The organism is Vibrio stylophorae (assembly GCF_921293875.1).
Lineage (GTDB): Bacteria > Pseudomonadota > Gammaproteobacteria > Enterobacterales > Vibrionaceae > Vibrio_A > Vibrio_A stylophorae.
In genome coordinates this window covers 1,894,895-1,913,649 of the sequence record NZ_CAKLDI010000001.1, presented here as the reverse complement: position 1 = coordinate 1,913,649, position 18,755 = coordinate 1,894,895, and the positions used below count along the sequence as shown (strand labels likewise).

General features: G+C 46.2%; 17 protein-coding genes. 4 read left to right on the top strand and 13 right to left on the bottom strand.

The genetic code is table 11. The features are described from left to right. Positions 1-2 precede the first annotated feature (2 nt). Complete coding sequence (locus L9P36_RS08750) at positions 3-1,214, bottom strand: EAL and HDOD domain-containing protein (protein WP_237466322.1); 1,212 nt, start codon at positions 1,212-1,214, stop codon at positions 3-5. 313 nt (positions 1,215-1,527) lie between these two features. Between L9P36_RS08750 and L9P36_RS08745 the strand changes: the two genes are divergently transcribed. Then, positions 1,528-2,586, top strand: a complete 1,059-nt coding sequence (locus L9P36_RS08745) for a response regulator (protein ID WP_237466321.1) — start codon at positions 1,528-1,530, stop codon at positions 2,584-2,586. A 113-nt stretch (positions 2,587-2,699) separates the two neighbouring features. On the opposite strand, the gene asnB is transcribed toward L9P36_RS08745, so the two are convergent. The 5 genes from asnB to nagB all read right to left on the bottom strand — a co-directional run bounded on the left by asnB (position 2,700) and on the right by nagB (position 9,336). Next, positions 2,700-4,367 (bottom strand): asparagine synthase B, encoded by a 1,668-nt coding sequence (gene asnB, locus L9P36_RS08740; protein WP_237466320.1) that lies wholly within the window; start codon positions 4,365-4,367, stop codon positions 2,700-2,702. 144 nt (positions 4,368-4,511) lie between these two features. Further along, complete coding sequence (locus tag L9P36_RS08735) at positions 4,512-6,104, bottom strand: cation:proton antiporter family protein (protein ID WP_237466319.1); 1,593 nt, start codon at positions 6,102-6,104, stop codon at positions 4,512-4,514. Positions 6,105-6,156: 52 nt separating this feature from the next. Next, entirely contained in the window at positions 6,157-7,377 is a 1,221-nt protein-coding gene (gene nagC, locus L9P36_RS08730; RefSeq protein ID WP_237466318.1) for a DNA-binding transcriptional regulator NagC, read from the bottom strand. 9 nt (positions 7,378-7,386) lie between these two features. Beyond that, the gene (gene nagA, locus L9P36_RS08725) at positions 7,387-8,523 is read right to left on the bottom strand and encodes an N-acetylglucosamine-6-phosphate deacetylase (protein ID WP_237466317.1); all 1,137 of its coding nucleotides are present in this window, start codon (positions 8,521-8,523) and stop codon (positions 7,387-7,389) included. 12 nt (positions 8,524-8,535) lie between these two features. Continuing rightward, complete coding sequence (nagB, locus tag L9P36_RS08720) at positions 8,536-9,336, bottom strand: glucosamine-6-phosphate deaminase (RefSeq protein ID WP_237466316.1); 801 nt, start codon at positions 9,334-9,336, stop codon at positions 8,536-8,538. A 260-nt stretch (positions 9,337-9,596) separates the two neighbouring features. On the opposite strand from nagB, the gene nagE reads away from it, so the two are divergent. Both nagE and glnS read left to right on the top strand, forming a co-directional pair. Beyond that, positions 9,597-11,276 (top strand): N-acetylglucosamine-specific PTS transporter subunit IIBC, encoded by a 1,680-nt coding sequence (gene nagE, locus L9P36_RS08715; RefSeq protein WP_237466315.1) that lies wholly within the window; start codon positions 9,597-9,599, stop codon positions 11,274-11,276. A 188-nt stretch (positions 11,277-11,464) separates the two neighbouring features. Then, positions 11,465-13,132 carry a glutamine--tRNA ligase gene (gene glnS / locus L9P36_RS08710; RefSeq protein ID WP_237466314.1) on the top strand — a complete coding sequence of 556 codons (1,668 nt, stop codon included), beginning with the start codon at positions 11,465-11,467 and terminating at the stop codon, positions 13,130-13,132. 107 nt (positions 13,133-13,239) lie between these two features. On the opposite strand, the gene L9P36_RS08705 is transcribed toward glnS, so the two are convergent. The 7 genes from L9P36_RS08705 to L9P36_RS08675 all read right to left on the bottom strand — a co-directional run bounded on the left by L9P36_RS08705 (position 13,240) and on the right by L9P36_RS08675 (position 18,088). Continuing rightward, positions 13,240-13,632 carry a PilZ domain-containing protein gene (locus tag L9P36_RS08705; RefSeq protein WP_237466313.1) on the bottom strand — a complete coding sequence of 131 codons (393 nt, stop codon included), beginning with the start codon at positions 13,630-13,632 and terminating at the stop codon, positions 13,240-13,242. 4 nt (positions 13,633-13,636) lie between these two features. Continuing rightward, complete coding sequence (locus tag L9P36_RS08700) at positions 13,637-15,253, bottom strand: tetratricopeptide repeat protein (RefSeq protein WP_237466312.1); 1,617 nt, start codon at positions 15,251-15,253, stop codon at positions 13,637-13,639. A gap of 186 nt (positions 15,254-15,439) precedes the next feature. Then, complete coding sequence (fur, locus tag L9P36_RS08695) at positions 15,440-15,886, bottom strand: ferric iron uptake transcriptional regulator (protein ID WP_237466311.1); 447 nt, start codon at positions 15,884-15,886, stop codon at positions 15,440-15,442. Between the two features lie 278 nt (positions 15,887-16,164). Continuing rightward, a complete protein-coding gene (fldA, locus tag L9P36_RS08690) occupies positions 16,165-16,692 on the bottom strand; it encodes a flavodoxin FldA (protein WP_237466310.1) in 528 nt (175 codons plus the stop codon). A gap of 36 nt (positions 16,693-16,728) precedes the next feature. Then, on the bottom strand, positions 16,729-17,022 hold the full coding sequence (gene ybfE / locus L9P36_RS08685; RefSeq protein WP_237466309.1) for a LexA regulated protein: 294 nt from the start codon (positions 17,020-17,022) through the stop codon (positions 16,729-16,731). A gap of 19 nt (positions 17,023-17,041) precedes the next feature. Then, positions 17,042-17,257: a DUF2788 domain-containing protein gene (locus tag L9P36_RS08680; RefSeq protein ID WP_237466308.1), complete on the bottom strand. Its 216-nt coding sequence runs from the start codon at positions 17,255-17,257 to the stop codon at positions 17,042-17,044. A gap of 33 nt (positions 17,258-17,290) precedes the next feature. Beyond that, positions 17,291-18,088, bottom strand: coding sequence for an alpha/beta fold hydrolase (locus L9P36_RS08675; protein ID WP_237466307.1), 798 nt, complete (start codon positions 18,086-18,088; stop codon positions 17,291-17,293). A 94-nt stretch (positions 18,089-18,182) separates the two neighbouring features. On the opposite strand from L9P36_RS08675, the gene seqA reads away from it, so the two are divergent. Further along, complete coding sequence (seqA, locus tag L9P36_RS08670) at positions 18,183-18,734, top strand: replication initiation negative regulator SeqA (protein WP_237466306.1); 552 nt, start codon at positions 18,183-18,185, stop codon at positions 18,732-18,734. The last annotated feature ends 21 nt before the right edge of the window (positions 18,735-18,755 follow it).

The following is an 18,755-nucleotide window of genomic DNA, read 5'->3' as shown; positions in this document are numbered from 1 at the left end:
AATTACTCAATCTTAAAGGATTGCGCCCATTCTACGGCTTCTACATAACTGGCAGCAATCACCTCATCGCTGATATCCAGCAGAATACCTTGTTGTTCAAGCTCTGCCCAATTGGCTTGGTCATAATTTTGCACGTAGTAAAGCAGCTCACCCAGCGGTCCTTCATGCTCCGTTAATGCCAAAATGATGTCCTCACTTAATGGCAGTTTTTCGATGATCACATCGATTGGTGTATCTAGCAGGGAGTCAAGTAGTGAAAAGAGGCCGACTAAGAAAGCGCGATTGGCTTGTGCGCGTAGGCCAATTTTATCGGCCAAGGATTCACACATTTTCGCGCGCTGTAGTGATAGCTGATAGAGCGAGCTTGGTTTATCGTCTGAGGCTTGCGCGGTGGCAACAATGGAGACAAACCGGCGCAGCTGCATTTCACCTAAAAAGACCAGAGCCTGTTTAAAGGACTCGATTGGCTTGGCGGCTAGCGAGCGCTGATTGTTTACAAAGCGCAGTAGTTTATATGACATCGATACATCGGTGGCGAGCAGACGCTCTACTTTGTTGTAGTCAATCTCGGTTTGGCACACCTCAGCAAAAATTTGCAAAATGGTGATTTTTGATGAGTTGATCTCTTTGCGTTGTAGCATTTGTGGGCGACTAAAAAAGTAGCCTTGAAAGAGATCAAAACCAGCTGCTTTTGCTGCCTCAAACTGTTCATGGGTTTCAACACGCTCGGCTAAAAAACGCAGCTTAGGTGAGCGGTGTTGACGTACAAAATTTCGCACCTTTTCAATGCTTAGGACGCTGATATCAAATTTGATTAAGCGCACTAAGGGTAAAAAGCGCAGCCATTCTTCACTGGGAATAAAATCGTCCAGCGCCAAAATGTACCCTTTCCCCGCCAAAATACGCAGGGCGTTATATAGCGAATCATTGGGGGTAGCGGTTTCTAATACCTCAATGATCACTTTATCGCGCGGCAACAGTGTGGGTAGACCGCGTAGCAAGCTGTCTTGTGGGAAATTGATAAAACTTGGTTTGCCGTCGGTGATTTTATCAATATCGTCAGACCAATAGTTTTCCAGCAGTAGTTTATTGGTAGCCTGCTCAGCAGAAAGGCGCGGAAAAGCATTCTCTGGCCCATTACGAAACAGAAGTTCGTAGCCAAAGGTTTCTTTTTTCCGCGTTAAAATCGGTTGGCGGGCAACATAAGAATACATGGAACAGCAAGCCTTATGCGAAATATAGGGACATTATCTGTGTATACACTAACTGTGAATGTCTGAAGAATAAAGCATTGTGAAATAAATATATGATCGATCCAGCACAGTTTTTTTGTGGGTATTGTTGCAGCGATAAATCGTGAACCGATTCGCTGTTTATTGAATGAAAAAGGAAAAAAAAAGCGTGACGCTTGCACTCTGGTGTCGATCGCGCATGCTTAGATACATTGAATTTTGCTAATCAAATCGATTGAGTTCATTTGGCGCGTCGTCGTCCCGATTGATGTTGTTGTCGCAGTGAGGTAACAAAGTGTTGACGTCAAAGTCTGTTTTGGTTGTAGAGGACGACCCGGTATTTCGTCATATTTTAGTCAGCTACCTTGAGTCGTTAGGCATGGTTGTGCGTGCGGTTGAAGATGGCTTAGAAGCCTTGGTGGCGCTGCGTGAATCTGTGCCTGATTTGATGTTCTGCGATCTCAATTTACCAATGATCTCAGGCATGGAGGTGATGGAAGAAGCACTGCGTGATTATGCAAAATTGCCAATCGTGGTGATCTCTGGTACCGGCGGTATGGGAGAGGTTGCGCAAGCCATGCGACTAGGCGTGAAGGATTATTTGGTTAAACCCATTCGTGACCTCAATCAAATTGAAAATTTGATGATTCCGCTCCTTGTGCATGCGAAGCGAGATTTCTCTGGGCGATATTTATCAGAACAAGGTGAAATAGATGAAGAATCTGCACAAGAACATGAATTTGCAGAGCATATTGAACGTTTAGCGCAGCATCCGGAAGCGGCGCGTGAATTATTGCTGAGTTTAATGCCTCATCCTGAAAGCGTGGGACAAGCGAGTACTGAAACTACGGGAAAACAGTGGCAATTGAAATATTTTGTACTTCAGCCCAGTGATCGTTTACCTATTTTATTGGATTACACTTGGCTTGATGATGGGCGTTTAGGCTTTTATGTTGTAGATACTAATTCAGCCGAAAAGAATAATACGGCGATGAGTTTATTGGTGCGCGCTTTATTTAATGATTATTTAAGAACGCGCGCCCAGCGCGAGCGAAATTTATTAAATTTAGTTCAGCATATAGAGTCTGGCTTGAAAAAGGTCAATTACAGTGCACCTATTCGCGCACTTTTCGCCAATTTTGACCCCAGCAATTTTACCTTAGATATGGTCACCAGTGGCATGGGATTTTCTTTGACCACCTGTGATGGCGTGTATCAGGTGGAATCAGGTGAGTGGCTTGGCGAGGGGAAACATCAACTTCGTCACTATATGTTGCCCGCATCGGGCGGTCGTATCTCTTTAAGCCAAATTGGTGTATCGAGCTTTAGTTTGAGCTTGCAGCCTGTTTCATGACTGAAGTTGGCGAACGATATCTCTTATGAGGCCGCCAAAAAAGAAGCGCAATGCGCTTCTTTTTTGCTTGTGGGACCCTGCCTAAATAAGGCTGAGCTGATGACATGACAGCGTTAATCGTAGGCGTCTTGATGCACGGTTTGCACAGCGCGCCCAGATGGGTCGATGCAATGTTGAAATGCCTCATCCCATTCTATGGCTTTGGCACTTGAGCATGCCACGGACGGCCCTCCGGGAACACATTCAACAGCAGCGGGTACAGGGAATAGCTGCTCGAAAATCTCGCGATAAAAATAGGCCTCTTTGCTCATGGGCGTATTGGTTGGAAAACGGTGCGCTGCGGTTTTCATTTGCTGATCGCTCACTTGCGCTTCGGCCTCTGCTTTTAAACTGTCGATCCAACTGTAACCGACGCCATCGGAAAATTGTTCTTTTTGACGCCACGCGACTTCTGTCGGCAGATAATCCTCAAAGCATTCGCGTAAAATGTGCTTTTCAATTTTTCCATGGCCACACATCTTATCCTTTGGATTGATTTGCATGGCAACGTCCAAAAATGATTTATCAAGGAATGGCACGCGTGCCTCGACGCCCCATGCAGCCATGGCTTTGTTAGCGCGCGCGCAATCAAACTGGTTGAGTGCCAGTAGCTTGCGTACCGTTTCTTCATGAAACTCTTGCGCGTTTGGCGCTTTGTGAAAATAAAGGTAGCCGCCGAAAATTTCGTCAGCGCCCTCGCCAGAAAGTACCATTTTAATGCCCATGGCCTTGATTTTACGTGCCATCAAATACATAGGGGTTGATGCGCGAATGGTGGTGACATCATAGGTTTCAATGTGATGAATTACATCACGAATCGCATCGATCCCTTCTTGAATGGTGTAGGTGAGCTCATGGTGTACGGTGCCGATGTGGGCGGCGACTTTTTTTGCTGCTTTTAGATCGGGCGCGCCCTCAAGGCCGATGGCAAAGGAGTGCAGGGTTGGCCACCAAGCGGCGGATTGTTCATCATCTTCGATGCGTTTGGCGGCAAAAGTCTTGGTAATGGCTGAAATAATTGAAGAGTCCAAGCCGCCGGAGAGTAATACGCCATAGGGCACATCGGTCATCAGTTGGCGTTTGACGGCACTTTCTAGCGCTTCTTTGAGTTGTGTTGCATCGGTTGGATTGTCGGCAACCTCAGCATAATCCATCCACTGTCGTTGGTAGTAGCGCTGCGGCTCAGCGGCTTTGCTCCAGAGAAAATGACCGGGAGGAAATTCGCTGACAGTTTCACAGACATCCATCAGGGCTTTCATTTCAGAGGCAACATAATAGTTACCTTGGGCATCATAGCCTTGATAAAGGGGAATAATCCCGATGTGATCGCGGCCAATCAGATAGGCATCTTGCTCGGCATCATAGAGGACAAAGGCAAAAATACCGTTGAGATCGTCCAGTAGCGCAGGGCCTTTTTCTCGGTAGAGCGCAAGAATAATTTCGCAATCGGACTCTGTCGCAAAGGCATAGTCGGATTGAAGACTTTGTTTGAGTGCTTGGTGGTTATAAATTTCACCGTTCACTGCCAGAACTTGCTGCTGGTCGGGACTGTAAAGTGGCTGCTCGCCACTGTTTAAGCCCACAATTGCGAGGCGCTCATGGGTTAAAATGGCCCGCTCCCCCGCGTATATACCAGACCAGTCAGGGCCGCGATGACGCATTAATTTAGACTGCTCAAGTGCACGGGCTCTGAGTGCGGCGGGATCAGATTGAATATCTAAAATAGAGAAAATAGAACACATGGCTGCTTTACCTGTTATCAATTTGTTATCGATAACAACATTGAACAAAAATAAAGCAGGGTGCAATAAAAAATCACGCCAATTTAATATTGGCGTGATTGTAATGAATTATTTCTAGTAAAAATTGTTATTATTGAATTTTGTTTATATTTTGGGTGATTCAATATGATGTCCAAAATGTGACAGCACATCTCGGGCGAAACCGCCACCGGCCTCACGATAGATATTAAAGACGGCGTCAGCGCCAAGGCTGGTGAGGCTTTCGATATCATCGGCATATTTTGCGACTGCGGCGACTTTGCCAGTAAAGCCGCTGTGTCTTAACTGCTCAATCGCTTGCTGATTGGCTTCCTGATTGGGCATGGCAACTAGAACCAAGCGAATACGGTTGCGGCTAAAGATGCGATCCCAAAAGTCAGAGTCCGAGGCATCGCCGCGAATCACATTGCGGCCTTGCGCAGTTTGGCTCTCGATGGTGTCACGGCGAATATCTACACCAATGGCGATATTGCCATAATATTGGGTGATCTCATCATAGGCACCTGTACCAACGCGGCCCATACCGAGCACTAAGACTTCAGCTTTACCTAAATCAATCATCTTATCTTTATAGTGCAGCTGCTCAGGTGTCCACTCCTTCAGTTGGCCGCTATGTTGGCGATACCAACGGCTACCCCATTGGTTAATGGGCGCGGCCAAAATAAAGGAAAGCGAAACGGCAAAGGCCATCACCACCATCATCTCACCTGGAAGCCAGCCCTGCTTATAGGCAAGCCCTGTGACAATTAAGCCAAATTCACTGAAGTTAAAAAGGCTGAGTGTCGCCAAGAGAGTGGTACGAATGCGAAATTTAAAGCCGTAGAAAATGCCGTAGTAAATCGCGCCTTTCACGGGTAGTAGTAGCATCAGTAGCGCTGCAATCCCTAACCCTGTCCATGTCGGTGTTTGCTCAAGTCCAATATTGAGGAAAAAGCAGATCAAAAAGAGCTCTTTGAGGTTAAACAAAGATTTACTCATTTCTGAGGCGCGCGCATGGCCCGACAGCAAGATGCCTAAAATCAGCGCGCCTAAGTCCCCCTTGAGGCCGACTAATTCAAATAAGCCGGCGCCCACCACGAGGGCTAAAAACATCGCAAATAGCACCAGCATTTCGCCATGACCCACCTGATCAAAAAGGCGATAGAGCAGCGGGCGAATCAAGGGCAGCGCGAGCAGCGCAAAGGCGTACCACTGAGGCCATTCACCTTTAGAGGCGGTAAGAAACAGCACCGCAAAGATGTCTTGCATAATCAGCACGCCAATGGCGAGTTTGCCGTAGGTGGCATTCATGCCGCCTTTTTCTTCTAAAGATTTCACTGCAAAAACAGTACTAGAAAACGACAGGGCAAAGGCCAGTAAACTGATTTGGCCGAGTGAAAGATCGTGCAAGACGGTGAGCCCGAGCCACTTGAGCGCCATCAGGGCAAGGATAAACCAAAGCGACGATAGTAAATTGTGTAGCGTCGCACCGCCCCAAATCTCTTTCGATAGCAGTGATTTCACATCCAGCTTAAGGCCGATGGTAAAAAGCAGTAGGATGACACCAAGATCTGACAGCGTTGTGATCGCCGTGGTGCTTTGATAACCCAAAGCATGCAGCACAAAACCGGCGACAAGAAAACCAACAAGCGGTGGCAATAAGCAGCGCTGTGCAGCCCAACCGAAGCTAAAGGCGACACTGATGAGTACCAATTCCATGGAACACGCCCTACAAAATAGAAAGAATTAACTGCTTGATAGGGTAAGAAATTTAAGCGCTTTCGCCCAGCAGTTTTTGTAACAAAACGCCATTAAGCATGGCACGTTTGACCATAGCAAAGGCGCTGATGGTCGGCATATCGGCAAGTGCAGTCGCTTCAATGGGAAGATATTGGTGGAAACTTGGCAATGATTGATTGGCGACTTGGCGTCGAATGGCCGGTAGCAGATATTCTGATGCGGCAATAATATCGCCAGCGATAATGACTTTCTCTGGGTTAAACAGGTTAACTGTCATCGCAATGGCTTTGCCAAGTTGATTACCCACATCGACAATCACTTGTTTGGCGAGTTCATCGCCTTGGTTGGCGGCAAGGCAAATATCGGCAATGCTCAGCTCGTCTGTGGCGGTGAGGGTCGATGGATAGCCTTGATTTAAACGCTGTTTGACGCGCTGAATAATAGCGGGATTGGCGGCAACTGTCTCAAGACAGCCAAAGTTACCACATTGGCATTTATCGCCCAGCGGATCGATTTGGATATGGCCAATTTCACCGACGTTACGATTGGAGCCAAAGAAGATTTTACCGTTTACGATAATCCCGGCACCCGTACCGTGGTGGACACTAACAAGGATGGAGTCTTTGCACTCTTGAGTGCGGCCAAAATAGTGTTCAGCCAGCGCGAAGCCGCGAATATCGTTACCGATAAAGACTTCAAGGCCGAACTTTTTGCGCAGAAGATCTTCAAGTGGCAGATCCGTCACTTTGATATGCGGCATATATTCAACGATGCCGGTTTCAGGATCCATCAAGCCCGGTAGGGTAATACCTAGAGCAATGAGGTTTTCAATCTTATCTTGCCAAAGTTCAATGGCTTTACTGATGTGATTGAATAAACCTTCAATCAAAGATTGCTGCGTGGTGTAGTGGAATTCACGACCTTGATTAGCAAGCGTGGTGCCGCTTAAGTCATGAAGACTGATATTTAAATAATCGCGGCCCAAGCGGACCGCGATTGCATGGAACGGCTCATTCACACTGGTGAGTGAAATGGCGCGTCTTCCCCCCGTTGATGCTTGATGGTCAACCTCTTTAATGAGGCCACGCTCAAGCAGTTGGCGGGTAATTTTAGTCACACTAGCAGGCGCAAGATGACTGGCATCAGCAATTTGGATTCGAGAAATCGGGCCGTGAATATCGATGAGTCGATATACCGCGGCACTGTTCAGTTGTTTTACTAAATCTACGTTTCCAATTTGCGCGCCAGTCATAGGTCTCTCTTAGTGTTGTTCGTATTCGCCGTTTACGACAGTGGCTTTAACCTTGTAGTCACGATCGAAGATGGCCAAGTTGGCAATATAGCCTTTTTTCACAAGACCAAGGCGATCATCTACCTTAATTGCGCGAGCAGGGTAGAGGGTGGCCATACGGATGGTTTCGTGAAGGTCGATGCCTACTTTTTCTACAGTATTTTCAACTGCTTCAATCATGGTCAAAGCGGAACCGCCAAGTGTACCGTTTTCATCGATACATTTGCCATCGCGGTAGTAAACTTTTTTACCAACGAAGATGAAATACTCCATATCGGTACCCACTGGTGCAGTTGCGTCAGTAACCAATACGAGTTTTTCACCTTTCAGCTTGTGCGCCATACGAACGTTTGCAAAATCAACGTGGAAACCATCAACGATGATACCTGCGTAGACTTCTGCTGTGTCCAAAATCGCACCAACCACACCTGGCTCACGACCCTGAGTTGGGGTCATGGCGTTATATAGGTGCGTTGCAAAAGTTGCGCCCGCTGCAAAGCCACGACGTGCATCTGCATAGGTACCACTGGTGTGGCCCACAGAGACAACAACACCAGCTTTGGCCAGTTGCTCAATATGCTCAATTGGGTTTTGCTCAGGTGCCAGTGTTACCTTGGTCACCACATCAGTGCTATCACAGATGATATCAATCATGTGTTGCTCTGATTTACGAACATAGTCTGCGTTATGAATGCCTTTACGCTCCATGCTGAGGTAAGGACCTTCAAGGTGCAAGCCAAGTGATTGGTTGGCGTAAGTTGCGTGGTATTCACGGGCAACTTCGATCGCTTTTTTCATATCCTCATCAGAAGAAGTGATGAGTGTTGGCAAAAAGCTAGTACAACCAAAACGCACGTTGGTGCGATGCATAGTTTGAATGGTGTCAACGGTGATTTCATCGTTGAGCATCACGCCGCCACAGCCGTTTAGCTGTAGGTCGATAAAGCCGGCGCTTAGGTTTGCGCCGTCTAGATCAATGGTTTTGATGCCAGCATCAAGCTCTGATACTGGGCAAACCGCTGCAATTTTATCGCCGTCTACAACCACTGCATGATCGTTATATACATCATGACCTGTGTAGATTCGGCAGTTTACTAATGCGTACATATCAAATCCCAATTAAAGGTTGTTGATGTTATCGCGCTCAAGCTCTTGGAAGTATTTTACAGTCTTCACTTTTAGCTCTTGCGTTGAAGGCTCGTCACACACAATCAGTGATTTAGGGTGAAGTTGCAGTGCAGATACAGTCCATAGGTGGTTTACTGCACCTTCAACTGCTGCTTCTAGTGCAAGCGCTTTGTTGTGGCCAGTGATCAGAATCATGATCTCTTCTGCGTCAAGTAGTGTACCTACACCGATAGTTAGTGCGTACTTAGGCACTTGATCCATGTCGCCATCAAAGAAGCGAGAGTTCGCGATGCGAGTATCTTCAGTCAAAGTTTTGATACGAGTGCGTGAAGATAGAGAAGACGCAGGCTCGTTAAATGCGATGTGACCATCGTTACCCACGCCACCCATGAATAGGTTGATGCGGCCGTAAGACTTAATTTTGTCTTCGTAACGTTGGCATTCTGCAGCGTGGTCGTCAGTGTTACCGTTCAGTAGGTTGATGTTTTCTTCTTGAATGTCGATGTGACTAAAGAAGTTGTTGTACATGAAGCTACGGTATGACTCTGGGTGCTCTGCAGGTAGACCGATGTACTCATCCATGTTGAAAGTAACAACGTGTTTGAAGCTTACTTCGCCTGCTTTATATAGCTCGATAAGACGACGGTAAGTAGATAGTGGTGTACCACCAGTTGGCAGACCTAGAACGAATGGACGATCAGCAGTTGGGTTAAAAGCATTAATGCGATCAGCGATATAACGCGCAGACCATAGACCAACTTCTTTTGCAGATTCAACAGGGATAAGTCTCACAAGACACCTCTAATAAATAAAATAAATCAATGAATACGGCCATCAATCGACCTTAGTTCGTATCATAAAATAAGTTTTATGAGCGGGCTAGCAAAATCGTCTGATCATGGTTGTAGCCAGTGACAATGATCACAAATGAAAAGGTTTTAATTTGCTCCGCAAAATTAATGTCATAAACTGGCCCAGACTTGATGAGAACTGGCCTTTGAGCTAGATCACATCAAGATACGAATCTAAGAAAACCATAGGGGGAAACAACGGTGAATATTCTTGGATACTTGCAGCGCATCGGTCGTGCGTTGATGGTGCCAGTAGCGGTTCTACCTGCTGCGGCAATTTTGATGGGTATCGGTTATTGGATCGACCCAACAGGCTGGGGTGCGAACAGCCCTCTAGCAATGCTACTTATCAAGAGTGGTGCTGCCATTATTGATAACATGTCTTGGCTATTTGCTGTGGGTGTTGCCTACGGTATGTCTAAAGACAAAGACGGTGCAGCTGCTCTTGCGGGTCTAGTTGGCTACTACGTTTTCAAAACACTTTTAGATCCAGCAGTTGTTCAAGGTATTAGCCTTTTACCAGCAGCAACAGCGCTAAATGAAGCACAAGCAGCACTTGATGCAGCGGTGAAAGCCGGTGCAAGTAATGTTGCTGAGCTAAAAGTTGCTCTAGCAGCTGCGCAAGATGCTTGGAAACCAATTGCATTTGCATTCAGCAAAGTTGTAAACCAGTTCACTGGTATCTTGGTTGGTGCAATCACTGCTTCTATCTACAACCGCTTTAGCCAGGTTGAACTACCAAAAGCGTTGGCATTCTTCAGTGGTAAGCGTTTGGTTCCAATCCTTACTTCTGTTGCAATGATCGTTCTTGCATTTGCGATGATGTTCATTTGGCCTCCAATCTTCAACGCGCTTGTTGTATTTGGTGAATCAATCGTGAATATGGGTTCTGTAGGCGCTGGTATCTATGGCTTTGCAAACCGTCTATTGATTCCTGTTGGTCTACACCACGCATTGAACGCAGTATTCTGGTTCGACCTTGCGAATATTAACGATCTAGGTAACTTCTGGAACGCAGGTCCAGTACTTGATGGCGTGAAATATGCTGCAGGTACTGGTGTTGTGACGCTAGCTGACGATGGTTCAATCCTTGCTATCGAAGGTGCAACCAAGCTTGGTCTAGTGGGCGAAATTGGCCGCTATATGGGTGGTTTCTTCCCAATCATGATGTTTGGTCTACCTGCAGGTGCACTTGCAATGTATCACGCTGCTAAGCCTGAGAACCGTGAGCAAGTGGGTTCAATCATGCTAGCTGCTGGCTTTGCATCATTCTTTACTGGTGTAACTGAGCCGCTAGAATTCTCATTCATGTTCCTTGCGCCTGTACTTTATGTATTCCACGCAATCCTAACTGGTCTATCACTTGCGTTTGCTTCAATGATGCAGTGGACTGCTGGCTTTGGCTTTAGTGCTGGTTTGGTTGACTTTATCTTGTCTTCTAAACTACCAGTAGCGCACCAACCATACATGCTATTGGTTCAAGGTGTTGTATTTGCAGCGCTATACTACTTCGGTTTCCGCGCGCTAATCTCAGCATTGAACCTAAAAACACCTGGTCGTGAAGATGCAACTGCAGACGCAGCGCCAGCGAAACAACAAGGTTCTTCTGATACTGCGCAACTTGCGAAGCAATACCTAAAAGCACTTGGTGGCCACGGTAACCTTGCAAGCATCGATGCATGTATCACTCGTCTACGTTTGACACTAAACGATCGCAGCATCGTTGATGAAGCACAGCTAAAAGCACTTGGTGCAGCTGGTGTGGTTAAACTAGGTGAGCAAAACCTACAAGTCATTCTTGGTCCTTTGGCAGAAATCGTTGCTGGTCAAATGAAGCAAATTCCAGCTTCTGACGACCTATCAGACGTTGAATTGCCATAATTCAATCATTGATTTGATTGCATAAAAAGCGGCGCTCTGTGAGCGCCGCTTTTATTTATGCCGAAATGGGCAAGAAACTGACTTCTTTTTATCCAATTAGCGCATTGCTCCCTTGCTTATTATTGTCTGTGTGACGACAATGGGGGATGATTACCAGCTATCTCAAACTGTCTTTTAGGGGTGTTTAAATGAGTGACTGCGAAGCTCGCCCGACTAACTTTATTCGTCAAATCATCGATGAAGATTTGCGCACTGGAAAGCACAATGCGATCCATACCCGTTTCCCGCCAGAGCCAAATGGTTATTTGCACATTGGCCATGCGAAATCAATTTGCTTGAACTTTGGCATTGCGCAGGATTATCAGGGTCAGTGCAACCTTCGTTTTGACGATACCAACCCCGCTAAAGAAGACATCGAATACGTTGAATCAATCAAGCGTGATGTTGAGTGGCTTGGTTTTCACTGGAGTGGCGATATTTGCTACTCATCTGATTATTTTGAGCAGCTTCATGGCTATGCCATTGAGCTGATCGAAAAAGGCCTTGCTTATGTTGATGAGCTGACCCCTGAAGAGATCCGCGAATATCGTGGTACTTTGAGTCAGCCTGGCAAAAACAGCCCTTACCGTGACCGTAGCGTTGAAGAAAACTTGGCGCTTTTTGCCAAGATGCGTGCAGGTGAAATCGAAGAAGGTAAAGCCTGTTTGCGTGCCAAAATTGATATGGCCTCATCCTTCATTGTGATGCGCGATCCTGTGATTTATCGTATTAAATTTGCCCACCACCACCAAACCGGTGATGCATGGTGCATCTACCCAATGTACGATTTCACCCACTGTATTTCCGATGCGCTGGAAGGGATCACTCACTCAATTTGTACCCTTGAGTTCCAAGATAACCGCCGTTTGTATGACTGGGTGTTAGATAACATCTCGATTCCTTGCCACCCACGTCAGTATGAATTCAGCCGTCTAAATCTTGAATACACCGTGATGTCTAAGCGTAAGCTGAATCAACTTGTGACTGACAAGTTGGTAAACGGCTGGGATGACCCACGCATGCCAACTATTTCTGGCCTGCGCCGCCGTGGCTTTACACCTGCATCTATGCGTGAGTTCTGTAAGCGTATCGGTGTGACCAAGCAAGATAACATGATTGAGTTTGGTTCACTTGAGTCTTGTATTCGTGATGACTTAAACGAAAACGCGCCACGTGCCATGGCTGTACTTGATCCTGTGAAATTGGTGATTGAGAACTTTGGCGATACTGAAGTCTTGAACATTGCCAATCATCCAAATAAACCTGAAATGGGCAGCCGTGAGGTTCCATTTAGCCGTGAGCTTTGGATTGAGCGTGAAGACTTCCGTGAAGAAGCGAATAAGAAGTACAAGCGCCTTGTGCTTGGTAAAGAAGTGCGTCTTCGTGGTGCTTATGTGATTAAAGCTGAGCGTATTGAAAAAGATGCGAATGGCGAAATCACCACAATTTTCTGTAGCTACGATCCAGAAACCTTGGGCAAAAACCCAGCCGATGGGCGTAAAGTGAAAGGCGTTATCCACTGGGTGAGTGCAGAGCAAGGTCTTGCTGCTGAAATTCGTCTGTATGATCGTCTGTTTACTGTACCAAACCCAGGTGCCGCGGAAGATTTCACATCAGTGATCAACCCTGAATCATTGACGCTATGCCAAGGCTTTGTTGAGCCTAGCTTGCAACATGCGGTGGCTGAGTCAGGCTTCCAGTTTGAGCGTATGGGTTACTTCTGCTTAGACAATAAAGATGCATCTGCAGAGCATTTGGTATTTAACCGTACCGTAGGCTTGCGCGATACTTGGGCGAAAATTGAAGGCCAAGATTAATTGATTGCATAATGTGAAAAAGCCATGGCGATTGCCATGGCTTTTTTTATGCCCTTTGATCTATCTCTGCATGTCTATCTACGCACTCTGATAGCTTTCTATGCTCGCTATGTATTGCATCCATCGTCGCAGTTTAATTGATCGCCCAGTGAGAGGAGGCGTTCGTTTTGCAAAATGATGCGATCTTCTTCATTGAAATAGGGCGAGAATAGGTTGAGTGTCTCAAGAGAGAGCGCTGGCTGCAGTTGCACGCCATAACGCGCGCGATCGCCAAACCCCATTTGATAGATCACTTCTCCAGTGATGGTGAGTTTTTGCGTGCCGAGTTTGAGGTGAAACTCGAGTTGTGTATTTTTAGGCAGTGCTTTTTCACAAGCAATGGCTAGCCCGTCGATGGAGATATCGACCAAAATGACGGATGTACGTCGAAACCATCCCCTTTTAAGCTGAGCTGGCATAGGGGTTTGCAGTAGATAGCGGTGTTCTTTTCGTTCATGCATAGGGTTAACCTCGAGGCAAAGCGCGTGCATTTTTCAAAAGGCGATCGAGGATCTGGTGGTTGCGTGGATCCTGTTCGTAACGAATGGCTTTGCGAATATCTCGCAGATAATCATGATCAGTATCTTGGTTGCGATAGCGCAATGAAACCAGCATGGTTCGTGCGAGGTAACACATGGGATATTGCTTGATAAAGTGCTTAATTGACTCTTTTTGAAAGCTCTGGCAATTTTCTTTGTATAACTGAGAATACAGGCGTTGATTGCGGCTGATTCGTTGTTTGATAAATTCTAAAAGCCTGTGCTGCGCTGTGGTGAGATGATTGCGCCGCTGCTCTAATTGGTCGCGAAACTCTGTACTTCGCTTCATATCGCCAAGAGAGCACCAAAAAGTGCAGCAGAGCAGCATGGTTTCTTCATCAATAGCGTTACTTTTACTGAGTTTGTGATCAATCAAAGGCAAAAGCTTAAAGGCTTGCCTTGATTGACCCATGGCTGTTTTAAAAATGGCAAAACCAAGCAGTAATTTAATATGCCAATCGCGCATAGCTACCGTGCGTTTACGCTGCATTGAGTCGGTAAATGTGGCGCGAATAATGGACAGATGCTTTCTTAAAAACCGTCCTTTTTTTTCCAGAAGTTTATGGCTGGTGATTAAAAATAGCAGTAGATCTTGAAAACTTGGCATTAGATATTCAGGCTCTGAGAGCTGAATAATAATCGCGCTCAGCGCTGACTTGTCCGTTAGGCTAATGGCTAGCTGTAAAAATGCTTTAAGATGATGAATATCTAAAGGGCTGCGATCAATGGCGCGTGTATAGAGCTCCAAAGCCTGCTGTGGATCAGTCATCATGCGTGATTTAGCGGCAATGAGCAGGGCATCAAAATGATTGGGGTTATTGTCCAGCGTACGACTTGCGTAGCGATAGCCCTTTTCAATAAAACCGTGGTCATGACAGTAACGCGCCAGCCAAATGGAACTTTCAGTCACCTTTTCTTGGTCACTGAGTTTTTCTAGATATTCAATGGTTGCTTCGCTACCACTAAAATGACGGCAAAATAGAGTAATGGTTCGCGTATCATTGGCGAGATAGCTAGCTGCGCGATATTGCACCATGGGTAGCGAGGCTCGCTTCACGATGGTTCTGATCTTCATAAAGATCTCTTTTCGCCGACTGAGTGCGGTTGCAGCATTGTCGTAGCAATCAACCAGTTCACCAATGGTGTAAGGGGCAAACAAAGCGCTATCGATACCCATGCGCTGTTCGCTAATCCAAAGATCAATCTCCTGTTGGCGGTCTTGATCGGGTAAGGGACCCGCTAGTTCTGACTCATCAATCACCACCAATACCGCTAATTTCATCTCCTGTAAAATCGGCGCTTTGACGGAAAGATATTGCTCGCTTACCCGCTGAATAAAAGGCTTATCGCCATTGACGATAAGGACATCAAAGGTGGCTTGATTAATGAGGCGAGGGACTTCTTCTGGACGCTGAGTCAAGATAACTTGGGTCGGTGAGCGTGAGGCAAGACTGGTTCGAACCAAATTACAGCCGCTTTGCGTTTTACCGCAAATTAAGACGCTAAGACGATTTAATCCTGGGATTTTATTACTATCGGCCATCGTGTTTTAGCACCAATCTCAACTCTACTCTTATGCTTCCGTGCGAATTGAGTATGAAGTTAATAATAGTTGCTGGCAACGGCTGCGGCTATTTGGATTCGGTAAATTTGAACTAATGCACGCCTTTGATTTTAAATAAAAAAAAGCCACGCAATTGCGCGGCTTTTTTCTGCAAATTACTGCAACTTATTGCTCGTTATGAGCATTTTCGTCGCGTTTGCAATCCCCATCAGCACAGTGGCCGTATAGGTAAAGGCTATGGTTGGTGAGGCGAACATTAAAGCGTGCTGCGATTTCACGTTGGCGCTGTTCAATCACTTCATCTGAAAATTCAATGACTTTACCGCAATCTAAGCAGACCAAGTGGTCATGGTGTTGTTGCGTGGCCAATTCAAATACAGATTTTCCGCCTTCAAAGTGGTGACGTGTAACGATCCCAGCATCATCAAACTGGTTGAGCACACGGTAGACAGTGGCAAGACCAATCTCTTCACCAAGGTCGATCAGCTTCTTATATAGATCTTCAGCGCTGATATGGCTTGTATCCCCTTGCTGAAGTACCTCAAGAATCTTAAGGCGTGGCAAGGTGACTTTCAAACCAGCTTGCTTGAGCGCTTGATTATTATCTGACATGAATCAATTCCTTTGGCTGTCGAAAGGGCAGCAGTTTCGGGCTTCATTGAATGCGATTGATTATAAGTGACCAAACTAAAACAATAAACCTCATGAGGCCTAGAAATTCTATTTCAGTCAAAAAAACGGCGGATGAGCGCGAAAGAAAGCCGCATAAACACACAAAATGTAGTGATATATCGTGTGCTTAGCCTCAAATCATGAGGGATAACCGGTATAAAAAAACGCACCGAAGTGCGTTTTAATCATGTGCTGTATTATTACAAGCAAAGTGAAGATTAGTCTTCAAGCTCGGCCAAGCACATCTCTTCGTAGACTTGAGCAGACCAAGCTTTTACGCGTGATTCTGTTAGTTCTGGTTGGCGGTCTTCATCAATACACAGGCCGACAAATAGATCATCACCAATCACAGCTTTTGAAGATTCAAACTCATAGCCAGTGGTTGGCCAGTTGCCGACAATTGTTGCGCCTTTGCTTTCAACGATGCGTGCAAGCTCGCCCATGGAATCGCAGAAGTACTCTGCATAATCTTCTTGGTCACCACAGCCAAAAATAGCCACAAGCTTGGTTGAGAAGTCGATGCCTTCTAACTGTGGAAAGAAATCATCCCAGTCACACTGCGCTTCGCCGTAGTACCACGTTGGAATACCAAGTAGCAGTAAGTCAAAATCATTGAGTTGCTCTTGGCTTGCATTGGCGATGTCAAAAACATCAACCATGTGCTGACCCAGCTCTTTTTGAATCATTTTCGCAACAGCTTCTGTGTTGCCAGTATCGCTACCGAAAAAGATGCCTACACTTGCCATATTTTTTCTACCTGTTCTTCTGGGTCAATGCGCGATTTATGCTGAATGAGTCTCAGGCGCACAACCCAATTTCTCAATTAAAATGGTTTCAATCAACTCACTACGACTTAAGCCTTGTTGATCCGCCAGCACGTTTAGTGCATCAACGACGGTTTGCTCAACTTTAATTTCAATACGACGTAAACCGCGCGCTTTGTCGCGTTTGAGTTGGTTTCGTTTATTAATTTTTAATTGCGCAGCACGACTCAGGGGGCTGGTTCTTGGTCGCCCGGGACGTTTCTCATCTGCAAAGAGATCCAGTGTCGTGCGATCGTTCTGTTCTTTGGCCATATACAGTTATGTCGTGAAGCTAGCTTGCATCCTGCCAGAGTAGCTTAAGAATGCCCTTGAGAATAAAGCCGAAGCATCCCAAAAATAGGACAAACCAAACGGCAAATTGCCCGAAAGGGGGGACTTTGCCTTGTTTGAGCACATCGCGAATTGCTAGCGCAATTAGTAAAAAAAGCGCGGCAATCAGTAGGTCAAAACCTAAGGTTTCGAGGATCGGAATGTACTCATAAAACATGATAACAAGCCGCTTTATTGCGTTTAGCGCGCACTATAGCATAAGCGGTTCATGATTTTCATGTGCTAATGTCGTTAAAAATTGGCGAATATGTCGATGGACGCTCTCTGGTTTTTCGGCATGTAGCCAGTGGCCCGTGTTGGCAATGATATGGGTTTTCATCGCTGGGAATTGGCTAACAATCGCATCTTTGTGCTCAAGTTGAACATATTCAGATAAATGACCTTTGAGCAGTAGTGCTGGGCCATGATAAACCGATGGATTGGGCCATCCCATAATGGCTTCATAATTATCGGAGAGTGCGCGAACATGAAAACGCCAGTGATAGCGGCTGTCCTCACCGCGATACAGTGATTTTCCTAAAAATTGGCGCACGAAGGGCGTGTCAATATGAAGTGCCAGTAAGCTATCTGCTTCACTACGACTTTTTGGCGGCGCGCCGGCAACTTCACGCAGGCCGGCAAAAATTGCATCGTGACGGCGAAATGGGTAGAGCACTGGCGCAATATCCAATACCACTAAGGCGCGAACTTGCTCTGGCCAGTCTTGCGCGAGTTTCATGGCAACTTTACCGCCCATGGAGTGGCCAATCACAATGGCGCGCGGCAAATTGAGGCGATGCATCACATTCAGTACATCTTCTGCCATCAGCGCATAGCTCACCCGTGGTGAGTGGGGGGATTGACCGTGGTTGCGTAAATCAACGCTAATCACCTGATAATCTTTACTTAATTCTTTGGCTAAAAGACCAAGGTTATCTAAGCTTCCAAATAGACCGTGCATCAGAATAACGGGGTCACCTTGACCTTGGACACGAAAGTGAAGATCCATATTGCTCTCTTAATATCGGTGATTGAACGTAGAGTATACCTCGAGTTATGGGTATACTGTCGCAGTTATTTTATCGAATCATGACCAAGGCACCATGAAGACTATTGAAGTAGACGAAGACCTATACCGTTATATTGCTGGCCAAACTCAACATATTGGTGAGAGCGCCTCGGATATCCTGCGCCGCTTGTTGCATGTGCCAGCGCAAAGCGCTGCTGCTGAGTCCACTGTCGCAGCCGTCGAAAGCACGCTAGCTGTGCCAGCAAAACCAATTGTTGTGGGTGAACCAACCACACAAGCACGTCGTAGTATCAACTTAGAGTCTGTGCTGAACTCCAGTCACTTTACGCAGCAATCGCGAGTGATTGGTCGTTTTATGATGATTCTCACAGCACTGTATCAGCAAAATCCGCAAGCTTTCTCTGATGCAGCAGCAATCAAAGGACGCACCCGTGTTTACTTTGCTGATAATGCACAAACACTGTTGGCAAACGGGAATACCACCAAACCAAAACAGATCCCTGAAACACCATTTTGGGTGATCACGAATACAAACACCGGTCGTAAGCGTCAGATGATTATCCAGATGATGCAGCGTATGGGGTACGGTGAAGAAGAATGTGAGCGTATTGCCAACGCAATTTAATCACCGACCGACAAGGACGCG

What these genes read in the sequence shown, in the direction of transcription:
- fldA (WP_237466310.1), bottom strand. Translation starts at nt 16,692, where the DNA reads ATGGCAAGTGTAGGCATCTTTTTCGGTAGCGATACTGGCAACACAGAA.
- asnB (WP_237466320.1), bottom strand. Translation starts at nt 4,367, where the DNA reads ATGTGTTCTATTTTCTCTATTTTAGATATTCAATCTGATCCCGCCGCA.
- L9P36_RS08700 (WP_237466312.1), bottom strand. Translation starts at nt 15,253, where the DNA reads ATGGCCGATAGTAATAAAATCCCAGGATTAAATCGTCTTAGCGTCTTA.
- ybfE (WP_237466309.1), bottom strand. Translation starts at nt 17,022, where the DNA reads ATGGCCAAAGAACAGAACGATCGCACGACACTGGATCTCTTTGCAGAT.
- L9P36_RS08675 (WP_237466307.1), bottom strand. Translation starts at nt 18,088, where the DNA reads ATGGATCTTCACTTTCGTGTCCAAGGTCAAGGTGACCCCGTTATTCTG.
- fur (WP_237466311.1), bottom strand. Translation starts at nt 15,886, where the DNA reads ATGTCAGATAATAATCAAGCGCTCAAGCAAGCTGGTTTGAAAGTCACC.
- L9P36_RS08750 (WP_237466322.1), bottom strand. Translation starts at nt 1,214, where the DNA reads ATGTATTCTTATGTTGCCCGCCAACCGATTTTAACGCGGAAAAAAGAA.
- L9P36_RS08680 (WP_237466308.1), bottom strand. Translation starts at nt 17,257, where the DNA reads ATGTTTTATGAGTACATTCCGATCCTCGAAACCTTAGGTTTTGACCTA.
- nagA (WP_237466317.1), bottom strand. Translation starts at nt 8,523, where the DNA reads ATGTACGCATTAGTAAACTGCCGAATCTACACAGGTCATGATGTATAT.
- glnS (WP_237466314.1), top strand. Translation starts at nt 11,465, where the DNA reads ATGAGTGACTGCGAAGCTCGCCCGACTAACTTTATTCGTCAAATCATC.
- nagC (WP_237466318.1), bottom strand. Translation starts at nt 7,377, where the DNA reads ATGACTGGCGCGCAAATTGGAAACGTAGATTTAGTAAAACAACTGAAC.
- L9P36_RS08705 (WP_237466313.1), bottom strand. Translation starts at nt 13,632, where the DNA reads ATGCATGAACGAAAAGAACACCGCTATCTACTGCAAACCCCTATGCCA.
- seqA (WP_237466306.1), top strand. Translation starts at nt 18,183, where the DNA reads ATGAAGACTATTGAAGTAGACGAAGACCTATACCGTTATATTGCTGGC.
- L9P36_RS08735 (WP_237466319.1), bottom strand. Translation starts at nt 6,104, where the DNA reads ATGGAATTGGTACTCATCAGTGTCGCCTTTAGCTTCGGTTGGGCTGCA.